Source organism: Enterovibrio qingdaonensis (genome assembly GCF_028683135.1).
Taxonomy (GTDB): domain Bacteria; phylum Pseudomonadota; class Gammaproteobacteria; order Enterobacterales; family Vibrionaceae; genus Enterovibrio; species Enterovibrio qingdaonensis.
In genome coordinates this window covers 151,484-167,428 of sequence record NZ_JAJUBB010000003.1, presented here as the reverse complement: position 1 = coordinate 167,428, position 15,945 = coordinate 151,484, and the positions used below count along the sequence as shown (strand labels likewise).

Here is a 15,945-nt window from a genome sequence, read left to right as displayed (position 1 = left end):
TTATAGTGCGTTATAGCTATAGGTATTGTCCTCCTACATTTGTATTGAACGTTCCGCCGATACCAAATGAAAAGTCACTAAAGTCGGCAATATCAAAGGCAGGATGCGCAACAATGATGTAGCGTTCTTCACCGTTAACGTGAGCATCATTGAACGGATAGCACGTGACAAGCGTTAATCGGTTATCCCCTAAGTCATCGACCCAAACCGTTTCGGACTCATCAACAACATGAACGGATGACACCTCATAGACGACTTGTGTCCCGACTTTGGTTTCGAGTTTAATTTGGTCACCTATGGCAACCGCACCTAATGAAGAAAAGTGTGTATCGTTGTGGCCATAAATAACCACGTTCCCTCTTCGCCCAGGTTGCGCAGTATTCATTTGAAGCACGGGACCAAAGGCCAGATTCCTTGCATTAGCACCAGAAAGCACCATTTGCTCAGTACTCTCTCCCCAACTCAATTTGGCGATGGGAAAGGTATCCGCCCATGGCCAAGGCTTTTCATTCTGACGACTGTTTTGTTGCTTATCCCATGCCTGACTGATCAAATACTGTGCTAGGTGCGCTTTCGCTTTAATAAAGAGTCCTTGTGACATAAAAAACACTCCCAGAACCAATAGAACTAAACAAGCAAGTTTGACGGACTTCATCACATCATCGCTCCCTGTTTGATCACTTGTGTACGGTCGTGGTCACCTTTGTACTTCATTGTTGTGAACCCAATAAGGCTCATAATCAGCAAAAACAGCCCCAAGTAGAGGTCTCTGTCGCTGCCCAGACCACTTTGCAACAACGTTGATTGGCTTCCTTTAGGTGGCATTGGCTTTATGACATGCACTTCAGCATTACTTTCTGCCGGTCTGCTTGGCGTTTTTTCAATCGCAATTAAACTGGTGTACTTGGTCACAATGTGGTGTTTAAGACCCAAGTCAGTGATTGTCTTTTCTCTCACACTGTCTGCGATTGCGGGATTTAAGCGTACACTTTCGATTTGCATTCTTGCCCAAAGCACATTTAGCCCTGAGGCTTCACTGGGCATTATCGTGGTGGTGTCGATATCCTGCTTCCATTCACTATCTTGCAACCGACCAGATATGCTCATCATCTTGTTTTCACCATCAAATCGAAACACTTGTACTAGAGGCTGTTGTGAATATAAATCGGGTATTGGGTTTGGCCATGCGTCGATTGTTGAGCCGTCTTCCCACGTCATGCTAAGACTATGCAATACAGGGCTGGATAGCTTTTGGAAAAGTCGCTCAAGTTGTTTGCTGACGTTGTTTAAATTACCTATATGCGTAAATGTCCCTTTTCCCGCAAGTGCAGCGCGTTGCATGAATGACGTGTTTGGCGCAGATCCGATGCCCACCGTGAATAATCGTCGGTCCCCTAATCCACGATTAATCTCCGTGTAGAGTTCGCTTTCGTTAGCAATTGCGCCATCGGTTACGAAAACAATCTGATTGAGTGCATCCGGCAAGGTCGGAATTGAGAATGCGGCATCGATTGCACTCAGCATTTCAGTTCCCCCGTCGGCGTTTAGTTGCTCGACGACATGTGTTGCTAATCCGATATTCGAAAGTGAGGCCTGTAACGGAGTGTCAGAAATTCGGTATGCCTGATCGTTGAAATAGATAATATTGAAGTGGTCATCTGGGCCAAGTTTGCTCAAGCCGTAAATCACCGCCTCTTTCGCTTGCTCTATCGCTTCGCCGTACATTGATCCAGATACATCGAGAACAAATGTAGTGTTTTTCTTTAATGGCTCGGTGTTAACTGATGGAGGCACCATCATTAGCAGTCCATATTTCGCATCCTCTCTATTTTCAATAAACATAGCCGCGGCGGGTTCAGAGCCTGACTGTGGTGACCACGAAAGCACGAAGTCGCGGTTGGCAATATCCGACTCACTCAATGAAACGCTATAGCGTGACGGCGAGATCTCGGTGATGTTAAGAGACGCGGTATCGCTGTTAATATCCGCAATGGGCAATCCCATATTGATATCAATTGAAAGGTTGAACGATATCGGATCCTCCAGCATTGGATCTCGCTGCTCTGGTGTAATGGCGTTGGCATCAGGCACGCGACTGTTCGGAATTGCCCACCCATTTTGTAGACGATTTACGACCAAGGTTTCGTCCACCAGCAATGGTGAGCTCTGTGTTGTTGGAACATAACGGTGCGTGAATGTAGTTGGGAATCTAAGGCTGAACTCGCCATCTTGATAAGCCACGATTTCCTGATATTCAATAGTGACGTGAATGGTTTCACCAGGCGCGATGTTAGAAACTGCAGTCGAAAACAAATTAGAACGATGCTGCTCAATCAATGAGGCTTTCTTACCCTGACTTGCCGCCAGCTCAAACTGATCTCTCGCCTTTTGCTTAGGCTGAATCTCCCCTTCGATTATTCGCTCACCCACACGGATATACAGCCTGTCTACAGATGCATTCTGCGGCAGAGGAAAAACATAACGGGCATGAACCCATTGTTCAGTTGGGTTGGTAAAAGCTTGCGTAACTGTCGCACGATTTACGATGCCATTGATGACCATGTCGGCATCAGTTGAAAGCTGTGGTGCTTGTGTCCATTGACCGATTTCCTCGCTAACAGGCTGAAGATAAAGTCCGTTATCTTTCTCTGTTGCCTGTACGGATGCGCACAGAACAAAGGTGAGCACAACGGCCAAGCTCCAATCCCCTAGAGCCCCGGTAAAACGAACGCCGAATAGTTTGAGTGAGTACATTTGCCAATCTCGCGTTTCATTTGAATGGCCAAATTAAAACAAATCAATCTGTCGGGTTGAGGGTTTCAGAATGATGGATTAAGGCAAAATATGGCAACAAAATGGCAGGCACAACCATATAGTTATAGTGCATTAGAGGTGATTACACTGACAGGAATCGTACAACAAACATGAACCAAATATTCACTTATTTGAGTATATTATCAGTAACGTTTTTATTTTCCCGAGATTTTTCTAACGCTACCGCCTTTTTATTCACTCAGCTGAATAGCGTCAGTGTGTTTTTTTAACTCTCTGATTTATTGATAAGAAGCTCGGTATATCCTGTCGTCCCATCATATTCACGGCTGAACTGATAACTCGAAAAAGACAGTAAGCACACTTCTGCGGTATGACTAACGATACTTCCTTCCATCAAATGACCGCCCCATACGCGACCTTCCGTATCTGTCACACTTATATGCAAATGGACGTGATCTGGGGTCAGTGAGCCCGATACAGAGAGGATTTCTAACGGTTCATTGAACGTCTTTGTCGTATCGCCGTCTGCTAGACGAATGACCAAGGTGGACAGGCAACCGACTAACGAGACAACGCAGCCTGCATGAATGTTATGTTGGTGAACGGCGGACTGAATGGAGAGCTTTAGGTCTGCCCCTCGCGTTAAGCGAAAGGCGACAGGGAAAACAGATGGGTTCATTTGAAAGATTTATGCGGGAAAACGTTCTTGATTCGCTGCTGTATTTTGTGATCGATATTTTTCGACAACACAAGCTTGGCAGGGTTAAATCGATTTCTATACACCTTAATCGTGCCATTAAAAGGTGTTCGCTTGTTTATCTCTGTACAATCATTAAGGAAGCCGTGCGGGATCTTCCCTTTCTTCTTGACTAGCTCGCCATCTTTAAACTGGATAAATACGATAGGTCGGTCGATAGCGATAAAGATAAATAGCGCGATAAAACTGGCTAAAAGAAAGTACTCCATACTCTTTACCTTACAAATCTAACAAACTACTGAGATCTTTTTTCAGCGCATCAACTTTTTTGTTGGCGTTTTTAGAACGATTCGCTTCTGACAGCAGGTATTCGATGGTGTCAGAAAGCGTGGCATCAAGATCCTGCGCTTTACTTGATAGTTTCTCCCATACGCGAAAATCAAGGTCGATAGATTTTTTGCGCGTATGTTCTTGTTCTGCATTGAAGTGACGCTTGCGTTTAGCACGTATCGCTTGTTTTAACTTCACATCAAGTGCCGGAGACATGTTTTCTTGAATCCATTCGATAACTTTTGTCGGCTCATGCTCTAATGATAATAACGCCTTCACTGACAAATCTATCTCACTGGTATCCACATAACGCGTGACGTTAAAGCCTTCTTTATGCTTCTTAACCAGGTAGGTCCATTTCCAACCCGCTTCCAAATTTTCAAGTTGTTGATATTTCATAATAACTCGATTGTTATTGTTGAGAGCCAAATTCACGTTGAAATACAGTTACAGCGTAACAGTAGATGATATTTTAATCAAACCGCTTTGAGGAAATATTGCGATCACTGTTCTCTTTGCGTCGAATTTGCGATACGTATTAGCCTGCTTTGCCACCGCTGCGTTTCTCGATTTCTTACAGGTGCTTATCTTCGCTATTTTGCAGCTACAGATTCCTTTATACTTGCGGCAATGACGATTAATTCAAAGTTGAATCCCAAACGTATGCAAGAAGTATCCTGGCAGTCCGTTGTTCCTCAGTTTTCTCACGTTGAGCAGCATATTGAAAATTACGCTTCACTCAAATCAGCTCTTCCGTGTGCGTTACAACCACGCTTAAGAAACAGTGTTCAACGACTTGTTCACGAGCATCACTTCCCTCGTTTGCTTCTCGTAACCGCCCCTGATGTCGCAGACTACTTTTCTATTCTGAAATCTGTTGTCGACGAATGTACCTCTTCTTCAGGTATGCCTGTTGTTGAAGCCGAACTTGTTGATGAGGCACAACTATTTGGCACAGTTTATCCCAACGCAAATGATGTGACAACGTCACGAAAGGTGGAAGGTCTGCTTCACAAAGCGAATGGCGGTGTATTGCTCGTCTCGCTAACCTCTATCGTTAGCCATCCGAATATGTGGAGCCGTCTAAAATCAGCACTTTCTACAAATGTGCTTCCATGGAAAAGTGCAAAACCTGACGTTTACTGCGAGATGCCTGAGCCAGAGCAAATGTCAGTGCGCGTTATAATTCTTGGCGACCGTTCACTAATGGCGGACTTTGAGTCTGGTGAGCCTGAATTACACAAGTTGGCTATCTATACCGAGTACGAACAAGATCTTTACCTGACTGAAGACACCACAGAAAACTACCTGTCAGTGCTGAAAGGCTTCCAAGAACGCTATCGCCTTAAGCCTCTAACATCGGGGGCAGCAAAACGCTTCATGCAGGCTGGTGCACGTTACAGTGAAGATCAGTCACGTATGCCGCTTTGCCCACTGTGGATTCAAAGTCTACTTCGTGAAGCTGATTTCCAAGCGACAGGCGCCGAAATCACTGAAGATGATGTGCAGACGGCAATTGATGCGAAGTACTATCGTGAATCCTATCTCCCATTGCGTGCAGTAGATGACATTCACAAAGGACAAGTCTTCATTGATACCCGTGGTGAGCACATTGGTCAGGTTAATGGCTTAACGGTTATCGAAATGCCAGGACATCCTATGGCATATGGCGAGCCCGCCCGTATCTCTTGTGTCGTCCACTTCGGTGATGGCGATATTTCAGATGTAGAGCGTAAAGCAGAGCTAGCCGGTAACATTCACGCAAAAGGCATGATGATCATGCAGGCATTTGTCAGTGCCGCGCTGGACTTGGATGAACCTTTACCCTACTCCGCGTCTATTGTATTCGAGCAGTCTTATTGCGAGGTTGATGGCGACAGTGCGTCTCTTGCAGAGCTGTGTGCGTTTGTCAGTGCGTTGTCTCAAACACCGATTAATCAGAGTATTGCGATTACCGGTGCCGTCGATCAGTTTGGTCGCGTGCAAGCGGTTGGTGGCATCAATGAGAAAATTGAAGGTTTCTACCACATCTGTGAACACCGTGGCTTAACGGGTGAGCAAGGCGTTATCTTACCGAAAACCAACCTAGACGCACTGTGTTTGAACCGTGATGTCGCAGACGCTATTCGTGAAGGTAATTTCCATATCTGGGCCGTAGATAACGTTGAGGAAGCTTTCCCACTAATCACAGGTCTACCTTTCAGTGGTGATGAAGAAAGCGAAACTGAAACACTTCTCGATAAAATTGCAAATCGGATAGACGTTTTTCACCACGGTGAGCATCGTCACACATCATTAATAAATAAGCTGAAAAACTGGTTAAACCACCACTGATCCGAGTTGTTTAGCGTACACGTGTACGCTAATCTGCTCCTATCTTTTCGCAGGAGCAGTATAATGCTAATGAAACGCCACTCATACGACAGAGACGACCTTTTAGCTTCAAGCCAAGGAGAGCTGTTTGGACCAGGTCGTCCTCAACTTCCAGCCCCTAACATGCTGATGATGGATCGCATTGCGGACATCAGAGATGAAGGCGGTGATTTTGATAAAGGTTTTATCCTTGCTGAGTTGGACATCACTCCTGACCTATGGTTCTTTGATTGCCACTTCCCTGGTGATCCTGTAATGCCCGGTTGTTTGGGCTTGGATGCGATGTGGCAGCTAGTTGGCTTCTTCCTAGGCTGGATGGGCGGTGAAGGTAAAGGTCGCGCTTTGGGTGTTGGTGAAGTGAAATTCACAGGTCAAATCCTGCCAACAGCAAAGAAAGTGACGTACGAAATCCAAATGAAGCGCGTTATCAACCGTAAGTTGGTAATGGGCTTGGCTGACGGTCGTGTGCTAGTAGATGGTAAAGAAATCTATGTAGCAAAAGACCTGAAGGTTGGTCTGTTTAAAGATACCTCATCGTTCTAAAAACAGAATACTTCCAGAAACCGCCTACTCTAGGCGGTTTTTTTTATGCCCAGAGAAAACTTCCCTCGCGAAACACCAACGTAGATGACCAGTCATTTATTCGTGGGTTTAAAGGTTCGGATGTATAAACCAGCACAACATAGTTCTATTACTACGTGACGTGCTAATAACTGAAGTCTTTTCATGCAGTTATAGTGCATTATATTACAAAGTAAAGCCCCTTTCGGGGCTTAAATAGTTTGGAAAAATGGGATCATTTCATGGATGTGGCTTTAGTATCTCTGCCGTCGCGCCAGCCTCCTAGCCATTGGCTTCGCGCGTCCGTGGCTTGATAGGGACATGTTTCAGAGGATCGACCGCTCATACCAGCTTGATAGCCTTTGGCTTGTGCTCGCTCTAAACGATCTCGCTTCTGTCTCTTCATATTTCCGCCCTCTTATCCTTAGGTGGATGATTCTCTACAGTACGATTGCATTCAAGTTGATCTTTTATGAATCGTACTTAATAAGATTCAAACATGGTCGAAAATTAATCAAGCCAGAAATGACTCATCCACTAAAAATTTGTGAAGATGAGCCAAAAATGTTTACTACTTTTTACGACGCCAGAACCCACCCACTACCAGCAAGCCCAAACCGAGCAGGCCAAAGCTGGCACCGCTGCGCTTAACTGGCTCATTGATTTCCGTTCGAGGTGTGATTGTGCCGCTATTGTTACGGGTCAATTTCACCGCCACCAGCTGCTCGTTTTCGATACATTGTGCATTTTGCGCTGTCGAGCTATAGCCAGGTGCACAGTAAAAAGCTGAGGCTGAAATATCACCTTTATCATTGATATCAAAAGCTTCTGCGATTCGATATTTGTTCGCTTCACCAGAAGCATTCCCGTCATTCGTTAGGTCATCAAGTAACCAACCACGTGTATTATTGAAGGTGGAAGCTAAGTACGTTGCGCCATCGTTCAAATAAATATAACCACGCTGCTTGCGGATTCGATCTTGAACGTTCTCAACATCTACCTTACCAACAAGCTCATTGTTATTGTTGATACTCGCTGCCGTAGCATTGTAGCCATAGAAGAACAGGTTGCTTTGCCCTGATTGCAACACAGTCGTGCTGTTGCCCTTGTTAACAAAGATGTTTTCAGCGTAGGAGCCATTTTGCGGGTTTTGGTTTTTAACAACACCAACAACAACACCATCAGTGTTGATATCTGTGGCTACCGTGTAGCTATAGATTATATCGTTGTTTCCGTTTCTGACGTCAATGTTTGGAATGGTTGCCATTGTCCAACAACGCTTGCTGGTATTGGTCTCAAGGTCATCGATACATGTAGAAAAATCTGCGTCAGCAATTGGCGTAAATTTAACCGCACGGGTAAAAAAGCCATCATTATTATACGTGCTGTAACCCACCATCGTTGGGGAGGTCGCGGCACTTACAAATGCAGCCCCCTTAACAGAAGCCTGTGCAGTTTCTTCGTTGTGTTGTTGTCCGTTAGGAAAGTCTGCCATTACATGTGCATAGGCAGGGTTTGAATAGTCTGACACCCACACCGACGCCTGATTAGCGAATTCGAAATACTGACAAGCTCGATTTGTGTAGTCGGCGGTTGTAGAACAGGTAGAGAGATTAGCACCACTCCCTTCAGGCGATTTATTTTCGTTCCCTGGGTCAGCCATATTAAACTGTGAAGCTGAACCGAATGTTATAACACGCCCTGCCCCCAGATCGATGGAGCCATTCGCGTTGGTTTGACCAATGGTGCTGATTACCTGACTACTGCCAGTAGGTGGAAGCAACTCCGTTGACCCCGTAAATCCGCGTAATTGAAATGCACGAGCGTAGTTAGATGACTGGTAGTAAGGACTGCTTGATGAGCCAACCGCTGTGCCAGAGTCATCAACCTGATTGATTACAACGTTAGTCGAGCCGGCATTTTTGCTGCCCGAAGGCGGGTTCGCTACTCCATTGTCGCCAAAAGGATTTACCTGAGCAGACGTGAAAGCTTTACTATTACTGGTATAACCTTCCGTCCATGCATCAATCTCGTCCTTTATACCACCAACACAGACATTAGCATCGTGATCTTCAGAATTGCATATTTCGCCAGAAGTTTGAATGCCGTACCACTGCTCATCAGCCCAAGAGCCACAGGTTGCGTATCCAAGCCTATTCTCACAGTAGTTTGTCAGGTCTTCCACACTGTTAATAAAGTGTTCTTGGTCGACGTAAAATGGGACTTCTTGAGTGTAATCAATACCCTCTGGACCCGCGAGAACCTCGTAGCCCACCGACGATGAATTTGGAGAAATAGCTGTCGCTTTTGCGGATTCTGACGCTGACGCGTTATCCACTCTGTCTACTGTATAAACCGCTGCATTAGCAACGGTTGGCAGGCTAGCGATCGCCAAAGCGATCGCTGATAATTTGAATGTATTGAACTGCATTACGATTCCTTTTGCATTTCTTCGAGTTCTTCCCAGCGCTCAAACGCGGTATCCAATTCTGCTTCAGCATCACTGAGTTTCTGCAAAACTGACTGCGTTTCTTCGTTGCTTTGTTGGAAGAACGCAGGATCGTTCACCGATTCCTGTAATTGCGCGATAGCATTTTCTAGGTTTTCAATCTGCTGTGGAAGTGCCTCTAGCTCTCTTTGCAACTTATAAGACAGTTTTTTGCCTGATTTACTGCTGTTAGCTTGTTTTTTAGGCTCTTCTACTTGGACAACTTCTTTTACTTTTGGAATTTCGGCTTCAACTGTCTTTATGTAATTCTCACGTTGCTGCATTGCATCATGATAACCACCAACAAACTTACGGATAAGTCCGTTACCTTCGAAGATCCAACTGTGAGTAACCGTATTGTCAACGAACTGACGATCGTGACTCACTAACAATAAAGTACCCTGATAGTTGGCAAGCAATTCTTCTAAAAGTTCCAACGTTTCGATATCCAAATCGTTCGTTGGTTCATCGAGCACCAGAAGGTTGCAAGGTTTGAGGAAAATACGCGCCAGTAACAGACGGTTTTTCTCGCCGCCAGACAGTGCTTTTACAGGTGTGCGTGCACGACGTGGGTGGAACAGGAAATCTTGGAGATAGCCCAATACGTGACGCTTACGACCACCGACTTCAACTTCTAACTTACCTTCAGCCAGGTTGTCGACAACGGTTTTTTCTGGATCCAGCTTTTCTCGATACTGGTCGAAGTAGGCAACTTCAAGCTTGGTCCCGACATGGAATTTGCCAGATTGAGGATCAAGCTTCTCAAGCATAAGCTTCAACAAGGTACTTTTACCGCAACCATTAGGACCTATCAGCGCAATACGGTCACCGCGCATAACATTAAAGCTGAAGTCATTGATCAGATTCTTACCGTCCCACTGGTAATTGATGTCTTCGGCTTCAAAGACAATCTTGCCTGACTTCACCGCCTCATCAAGAAGGATGTTGGCATTACCTTGAACGTCTACCCTTTCGGAACGTTCACGACGAAGCTGTTTTAGTGCTCTTACACGCCCTTCATTACGTGTACGACGTGCTTTGATACCTTGGCGGATCCACGTTTCTTCTTGTGCGAGTTTTTTGTCGAATTCCGCATTTTGCTCCGCTTCGACGCGAAGCATCTCTTCTTTACCTTCCAGATACTTTTCGTAGTCTCCCGGCCAAGATGAAAGCTTACCGCGATCTAAATCAACGATGCGGGTCGCCATTGAACGAATAAATGCACGGTCGTGCGAGATGAAAATAATGGCCCCTTTGAAATCCTTCAGGAAGTTTTCCAACCAAAGAATGGTTGCAACATCCAGATGGTTAGTCGGTTCGTCAAGTAGCAAGACATCAGGCTCACAGACAAGCGCACGCGCAAGTGCCGCTTTACGCTGCCAACCACCAGAAAGTTCAGACAGTTTTTTAGAGCCGTCTAATTTCAGTGCTTCAAGCACTGTTGTCAGTTGGTTTTCAAAACGCCAAGCACCTGAATGATCAAGTTGCTCTTGAACACGGGAAAGGCGATTAATGTTCTTTTCGCTCGGATCCGATTCAATCAAAACCAATAGTTCGTGGTATGCCTTAAGTTGTGCACCAACTTCCGCGAGTCCCTCGGCAACGTAATCAACGACCGTCCCCTCTGCATCACGCGGAGGATCCTGCTCAAGACGAGAAACCTTCAAGTCGGGTTGACGAAGGACACTTCCATCATCCAGCTGTACGGTGCCATGGATGACTTTCATCATCGTCGACTTACCAGCACCATTTCGGCCTACAAGACAGACACGCTCGCCAGGTTGAAGAACAAATTCTGCATGATCAAGAAGAGGGTTATCTCCGTACGCCAATTGTGCGTTGGTGATATTAATTAATGCCATGTTTCACTAACCAAGTTTCTAATTCGGGATAATCAAAGGGCCAACCCAGTTCATCGACAACTGAGCCGCTTTTATTTTGATGAGAAAGTACGGGTATTGTGACACCGTAACGAGAAAAGAGTTCATCATCGAAGGCAATATCTACAATGTGTAAAGCAGTGGTTTTACCCACTGCTTCGTACAATGCCTTCGCATCTTCGCAAAGATGACAGCCTTCCGTGCTGTAAAGGACTAAGCCCATTAACCTTCCTTGTGAGTGATAATCCAACAGTTATGGATGTGCTTGTTTCGTTCAAAGTCCATTGGGATAGAACGATTAGTAATGTTTTGCGCTTTCATGCCCAACACGTCTAACTGCTCCATGTCCATTTTGAAATGACGTTTGTTGTTTGAGAACACGATTTCGCCATTCGGACGCAGCAAACGCTTCAAATCCGTCATGAGTTTGATGTGGTCGCGCTGGACATCGAACGTATCTTCCATGCGTTTTGAGTTAGAAAACGTTGGAGGATCGATAAAGATAAGGTCGTACTGTCCCTTCTCTTCTGAAAGCCACTTCAGGCAATCTGCGTGGATGAACTGGTGTTGACGCCCAACTTTACCGTTAAGCTTCATATTACGCTCAGCCCATGCCAAATAGGTTTTAGACATATCAACGGTCGCTGTTGATTTTGCCCCACCGACTGCTGCATGCACAGTTGCCGTACCGGTATAAGCAAACAGGTTAAGGAAATCTTTACCTTTCGCTTTTTCGCCAAGCATCTTACGGGTATAGCGGTGATCCAAGAACAAACCGGTGTCTAGGTAGTCTTGAAGGTTAACTTCTAGCTTTACACCGTACTCTTGAACTTGCATGAAACGTTTAGCTTCACCTAGCTTCTGGTATTGGCTCGTGCCTTTTTGCTTTTCGCGCGTCTTCAATACCACGTTATTCGCATTCACACCGGTTACGGTGATCGTTGCGCGAACGACATCAAGCAAACGACGACGTGCTTTCTCTTCAGGTACAGTCTTAGGTGGCGCATACTCCTGAATAACAATTTGCTCTGCATAGCGGTCAATCGCCACATTGTATTCAGGCAGGTCAGCATCATACAGACGGTAGCATTCAATGCTCTGCTGCTTAGCCCACTTCTCAAGCTTTTTGATGTTCTTACGAAGGCGGTTAGAAAACTCCGGCGCGACATCTGCCACTGGAGCAGCAACTTGCTGACCATCTTGTGACGTTGTCACCTCACCACGTGCAGTGATTTGATAGGTTTTCATTACACAATCAAGCGCACCATTTCGTAGCTTGTAGGTGCTCTCTGCGCGCATTCTCAGGCAGCTCAACAATTCGTCTGAGCCCGAGTAAATAGATGCAACAGAACCTTTAAATTGCGTTTTCAACTGCACACCCAGTTGGGTATATAGTGCGATCAAACCAGGTGTTGTACCCAAACGCTCGCCGTAAGGCGGGTTACAAATGATAACGCCCTCTTCAAAACCTTCTGGTCTCGTCAAATCTGCGGCATCTGCCAATTCGAATTGGATAAGATCACCAACACCAGCACGACGTGCGTTAGCCTTGGCTGTTTCTAATACGCGACGATCGTTATCGAAACCGAAGAAACGCGATTCACAGTTAGCTGGTCCTTTCTTAGATTTGAAGGTCACTTCAGCATGCACTTCCATCCAATCTTCACGTTTAAATGAACGCAAAGATTCAAAACCCCAACGTTTACGCTTTAGGCCTGGTGCAACTTGTGCAGCCATCATTGCCGCTTCAATCAGCAAGGTGCCTGAACCACACATTGGATCGAGCAGAGGCTTATCAAATGTCCATCCGCTCTTTTTAACCAATGCAGCAGCGTTCGTTTCACGTAACGGTGCCGCACCTGCTTCGGTACGGTAGCCGCGCTGATGAAGACCGCTACCTACCATGTCGATACCCAGTAAGCCTTGCTCTCTAGAAAGGCGCATGTGAATACGAAGATCAGGCTGCTCTCTATCAATGCTAGGACGAGCAAGGTCGGCTTTTACAAAGCGGTCAACGATTGCATCTTTGACTTTCAATGCGCCGTATTGGCTATTACGGATTTCATTATTCGTACCGTTAAAGTCAACGACAATACGTTTGTTTTCGCTAAAGTACTCAGGCCAGTTAATCGCCGTCGCACCGAGGTACAGGTCCATGTCATCGCGAACAGCGAACTCACTCAAAACGAGGATAAAACGCGATGCCGTGCGGCTCCATAAACAGCACGTGTAAAGGGTTTTTTCATCCGCGCGGAAACGAACACCGGCGTTTACTGCTTTTACGCTGCTTGCGCCCAATTGTTCTAGTTCTTCTGCTAACAGGTTTTCAAGACCGCGGGAGGTAATTGCTAAATATTGATTCATGGATATGGATACTGAGGAATGTTGCGCGCGATTATAACCGAAAACCCCGTGCCGCGCTCTACCTACTGGGATTAATCTTCACTTAGTCATCTCTTTGCTACACAAACACCCCCATCAAGATGTTTTATTAACGCTTCAATACTCTGAATATAACTTATCCACACGCCAGTTTTTGTTTACCAGAAGAAACATTTAATTCATCCCCATATGATAAAGACACCGTCTCCATTCATCCCATCACAACACCGCCCTTTTCGATTAATTAGTAAGCGCACACTTATCCACAGATACAACAAAATAAAGACATGTAATTTTTAAGTTGTCGACACTCTGAATCATTGATTTCCTGACGGGAAACAATCCACCCGTACGGATATTGGTATATACCAGTACGAGTTTTTAATGAATAAATGCGGAAATTGGCTACCTTTTGTTTCTAAAAAACATGGATATTTGGTATTTTTTTACGTTGAAATGAACAAAGATAAAATGAAGATAGATACCAATATGTGACGAACATCACTGTGGAATAACAGTAAAAAGCATACAAGAAGCGATAAATCGGCATACGCCATACGTGGTTTTACGATATGTTTTGAGAGATTGTGAAGCGAATTGGGTGAGATTTTTGAGACGTTCTGGGGATTAAAGAGTGATAGGTTGCGCGATTTTTGATGTGGGTTTACAGGCCGCCTCTAGAAAGAAATAAGGCTGATACATTACTGTATCAGCCTACCAACGCATACTGACCACTGCCACTATCATATTGTTCTTCATATGCTGATAGTCGGTCATTCATTACTTTTATCGCTTCACAGAACCGCATTTGTTTTGATTCTGACAGAGCCAAAGGCGACTCTCCTGCATGCATACATAATGACGCACAACCAGAGTTTTCAATCACCAAAAAGGCTTCACTGCCAAAGTCAGTTTTCAGCTCGACAATTGACCCTGCAGCTGGCGTAGCATGGTCGCCTATCGTTTTGAAAAACCAACTTTTTGGTAGTAACGGTTTATGGAAGCGGTTTGCTGCCACTGCGTTTAATATCAGTTCCGCCCTACGCGGGCTAGAAAGAGGTAGTACACGTAGTGCTTCGTTGTACACTTGAAAGAGAGATGCGTCATCGACTGAAAATGGGTTATCAACAAACGCATCGGGGATAAGATGCTTTTTTTCAATGGCAACGCGGAAAACCATATCTTTACCCAAATCTAGCATCAGCTGTTGTGCTTCTTCGTCGAAGTACCATTTCCATGCATTATTTGGTTTCAACATAATTCGCTCCTGCGCCTGCAGAGAATCGGTCCGTGACCACTGAAATTAAGGTGCTTTTACGAAGTTTAATCGCGGAAAAACAAAAAAAAAGGGGAAATGAAATTCCCCTTTTCGACTGCTTTTTTATTTCTATGGTCAGATATTTCTAACGATGTCTTTTACCAAGCGAGGGCCATGGTAAATGAACCCCGAGTAAACCTGAACAAGTTCAGCACCCGCCATCATCTTCTCTTTCGCAGACATTACTGAATCAATACCACCAACACCAATGATTGGAAGTTTGCCATTCAGCTCTTGATGCAAACGACGAATGACCTCTGTGCTCTTGTTTTGAACAGGACGGCCACTCAACCCACCAGCTTCATGCGCGTGAGGCATCCCTTCTACCAAAGAGCGATCGAGTGTTGTGTTCGTTGCGATAACACCATCGATACCATGACGGACTAAGGAGTCAGCAACTTGAACCAACTCTTCTTCACTCATGTCAGGCGCAATTTTTAGTGCCAACGGAACATATTTACCGCGAGACTCCGCCAATTCATTCTGACGCGCTTTAAGAGAAGAAAGAAGATCGTCCAGAGCTTCACCGTATTGTAGTGAACGCAATCCTGGCGTGTTAGGCGAAGAAATATTTACCGCAATGTAACCTGCATGGTCATACACTTTGTCCATACAAATCAGGTAGTCGTCTTTACCATTTTCTAGCGGCGTATCTTTGTTCTTACCGATATTAATGCCGAGAATACCGTCATACTTCGCTTTCTTAACGTTCTCTACTAAAGCGTCAACACCATGGTTGTTGAAACCCATTCGGTTGATGATCCCTTCAGCGGGAATAACACGGAACAAGCGAGGTTTGTCGTTTCCGTCTTGTGGACGAGGCGTAACGGTCCCTACTTCGATAAATCCAAAACCCATTGCGCCAAATGCTTCAATGCATTCACCGTTTTTATCAAGACCGGCGGCAAGACCAACAGGGTTTTTAAAATGCAGTCCCATAACTTGAGTAGGACGAGGAGGAAGATTTTGACGATAGAAAATATCGAGAGGTGTGCCAGTAAAGCGTTTAAAGTTTTTCATTGCCAGATCATGAGCATGCTCTGGGTCCAACTGGAATATTGCCGTTCTGGCGAGGCGGTACATCATGTAACCTCCAAAAAAAAAGCCCCGAATAAACGGGGCTGTATTATCAACGGTTTGT

Annotated in this window: 14 protein-coding genes; 2 read left to right on the top strand and 12 right to left on the bottom strand. The window is 45.2% G+C overall.

The window, feature by feature from the left end:
* Window positions 1–16 precede the first annotated feature (16 nt).
* The 5 genes from LRP49_RS05610 to matP form a co-directional block, all read right to left on the bottom strand.
* A complete protein-coding gene (locus LRP49_RS05610) occupies window positions 17–655 on the bottom strand; it encodes a class GN sortase (protein ID WP_274141193.1) in 639 nt (212 codons plus the stop codon).
* Window positions 655–2,754 (bottom strand): marine proteobacterial sortase target protein, encoded by a 2,100-nt coding sequence (locus LRP49_RS05605; protein WP_274140810.1) that lies wholly within the window; start codon window positions 2,752–2,754, stop codon window positions 655–657. Before LRP49_RS05605 ends, LRP49_RS05610 begins: the two co-directional genes overlap by 1 nt.
* A 286-nt stretch (window positions 2,755–3,040) precedes the next feature.
* The gene (locus LRP49_RS05600; RefSeq protein WP_274140808.1) at window positions 3,041–3,454 is read right to left on the bottom strand and encodes a PPC domain-containing DNA-binding protein; all 414 of its coding nucleotides are present in this window, start codon (window positions 3,452–3,454) and stop codon (window positions 3,041–3,043) included.
* The gene (locus LRP49_RS05595) at window positions 3,451–3,741 is read right to left on the bottom strand and encodes a DUF3634 family protein (RefSeq protein WP_274140806.1); all 291 of its coding nucleotides are present in this window, start codon (window positions 3,739–3,741) and stop codon (window positions 3,451–3,453) included. The genes LRP49_RS05600 and LRP49_RS05595 overlap by 4 nt, the downstream gene beginning before the upstream one ends.
* 10 nt (window positions 3,742–3,751) lie before the next feature.
* Entirely contained in the window at window positions 3,752–4,201 is a 450-nt protein-coding gene (gene matP, locus LRP49_RS05590; RefSeq protein ID WP_274140805.1) for a macrodomain Ter protein MatP, read from the bottom strand.
* Between the two features lie 264 nt (window positions 4,202–4,465).
* On the opposite strand from matP, the gene LRP49_RS05585 reads away from it, so the two are divergent.
* Window positions 4,466–6,136, top strand: a complete 1,671-nt coding sequence (locus LRP49_RS05585) for a Lon protease family protein (protein ID WP_274140803.1) — start codon at window positions 4,466–4,468, stop codon at window positions 6,134–6,136.
* Between the two features lie 63 nt (window positions 6,137–6,199).
* Window positions 6,200–6,718 carry a bifunctional 3-hydroxydecanoyl-ACP dehydratase/trans-2-decenoyl-ACP isomerase gene (gene fabA, locus LRP49_RS05580; RefSeq protein ID WP_274140802.1) on the top strand — a complete coding sequence of 173 codons (519 nt, stop codon included), beginning with the start codon at window positions 6,200–6,202 and terminating at the stop codon, window positions 6,716–6,718.
* A gap of 253 nt (window positions 6,719–6,971) precedes the next feature.
* Here the strand turns inward: fabA and rmf are convergent, their stop codons facing one another.
* From rmf to pyrD, 7 genes are all read right to left on the bottom strand, one after another.
* Complete coding sequence (gene rmf, locus LRP49_RS05575; protein ID WP_078752376.1) at window positions 6,972–7,142, bottom strand: ribosome modulation factor; 171 nt, start codon at window positions 7,140–7,142, stop codon at window positions 6,972–6,974.
* Between the two features lie 165 nt (window positions 7,143–7,307).
* Window positions 7,308–9,167, bottom strand: coding sequence for a DUF3466 family protein (locus LRP49_RS05570; protein WP_274140800.1), 1,860 nt, complete (start codon window positions 9,165–9,167; stop codon window positions 7,308–7,310).
* Window positions 9,167–11,086: an ATP-binding cassette ATPase Uup gene (gene uup / locus LRP49_RS05565; RefSeq protein WP_274140798.1), complete on the bottom strand. Its 1,920-nt coding sequence runs from the start codon at window positions 11,084–11,086 to the stop codon at window positions 9,167–9,169. The genes LRP49_RS05570 and uup overlap by 1 nt, the downstream gene beginning before the upstream one ends.
* Window positions 11,073–11,327, bottom strand: a complete 255-nt coding sequence (locus LRP49_RS05560; RefSeq protein ID WP_274140797.1) for a glutaredoxin family protein — start codon at window positions 11,325–11,327, stop codon at window positions 11,073–11,075. Before LRP49_RS05560 ends, uup begins: the two co-directional genes overlap by 14 nt.
* Window positions 11,327–13,468, bottom strand: a complete 2,142-nt coding sequence (gene rlmKL, locus LRP49_RS05555) for a bifunctional 23S rRNA (guanine(2069)-N(7))-methyltransferase RlmK/23S rRNA (guanine(2445)-N(2))-methyltransferase RlmL (RefSeq protein ID WP_274140796.1) — start codon at window positions 13,466–13,468, stop codon at window positions 11,327–11,329. Before rlmKL ends, LRP49_RS05560 begins: the two co-directional genes overlap by 1 nt.
* A gap of 727 nt (window positions 13,469–14,195) precedes the next feature.
* Window positions 14,196–14,744 carry a cell division protein ZapC gene (locus LRP49_RS05550; protein WP_274140795.1) on the bottom strand — a complete coding sequence of 183 codons (549 nt, stop codon included), beginning with the start codon at window positions 14,742–14,744 and terminating at the stop codon, window positions 14,196–14,198.
* 135 nt (window positions 14,745–14,879) lie between these two features.
* Complete coding sequence (gene pyrD, locus LRP49_RS05545) at window positions 14,880–15,890, bottom strand: quinone-dependent dihydroorotate dehydrogenase (protein ID WP_274140794.1); 1,011 nt, start codon at window positions 15,888–15,890, stop codon at window positions 14,880–14,882.
* Window positions 15,891–15,945: the final 55 nt, after the last annotated feature.

What these genes read in the sequence shown, in the direction of transcription:
- LRP49_RS05610 (WP_274141193.1), bottom strand. Translation starts at nt 655, where the DNA reads ATGAAGTCCGTCAAACTTGCTTGTTTAGTTCTATTGGTTCTGGGAGTG.
- LRP49_RS05605 (WP_274140810.1), bottom strand. Translation starts at nt 2,754, where the DNA reads ATGTACTCACTCAAACTATTCGGCGTTCGTTTTACCGGGGCTCTAGGG.
- LRP49_RS05600 (WP_274140808.1), bottom strand. Translation starts at nt 3,454, where the DNA reads ATGAACCCATCTGTTTTCCCTGTCGCCTTTCGCTTAACGCGAGGGGCA.
- LRP49_RS05595 (WP_274140806.1), bottom strand. Translation starts at nt 3,741, where the DNA reads ATGGAGTACTTTCTTTTAGCCAGTTTTATCGCGCTATTTATCTTTATC.
- matP (WP_274140805.1), bottom strand. Translation starts at nt 4,201, where the DNA reads ATGAAATATCAACAACTTGAAAATTTGGAAGCGGGTTGGAAATGGACC.
- LRP49_RS05585 (WP_274140803.1), top strand. Translation starts at nt 4,466, where the DNA reads ATGCAAGAAGTATCCTGGCAGTCCGTTGTTCCTCAGTTTTCTCACGTT.
- fabA (WP_274140802.1), top strand. Translation starts at nt 6,200, where the DNA reads ATGCTAATGAAACGCCACTCATACGACAGAGACGACCTTTTAGCTTCA.
- rmf (WP_078752376.1), bottom strand. Translation starts at nt 7,142, where the DNA reads ATGAAGAGACAGAAGCGAGATCGTTTAGAGCGAGCACAAGCCAAAGGC.
- LRP49_RS05570 (WP_274140800.1), bottom strand. Translation starts at nt 9,167, where the DNA reads ATGCAGTTCAATACATTCAAATTATCAGCGATCGCTTTGGCGATCGCT.
- uup (WP_274140798.1), bottom strand. Translation starts at nt 11,086, where the DNA reads ATGGCATTAATTAATATCACCAACGCACAATTGGCGTACGGAGATAAC.
- LRP49_RS05560 (WP_274140797.1), bottom strand. Translation starts at nt 11,327, where the DNA reads ATGGGCTTAGTCCTTTACAGCACGGAAGGCTGTCATCTTTGCGAAGAT.
- rlmKL (WP_274140796.1), bottom strand. Translation starts at nt 13,468, where the DNA reads ATGAATCAATATTTAGCAATTACCTCCCGCGGTCTTGAAAACCTGTTA.
- LRP49_RS05550 (WP_274140795.1), bottom strand. Translation starts at nt 14,744, where the DNA reads ATGTTGAAACCAAATAATGCATGGAAATGGTACTTCGACGAAGAAGCA.
- pyrD (WP_274140794.1), bottom strand. Translation starts at nt 15,890, where the DNA reads ATGATGTACCGCCTCGCCAGAACGGCAATATTCCAGTTGGACCCAGAG.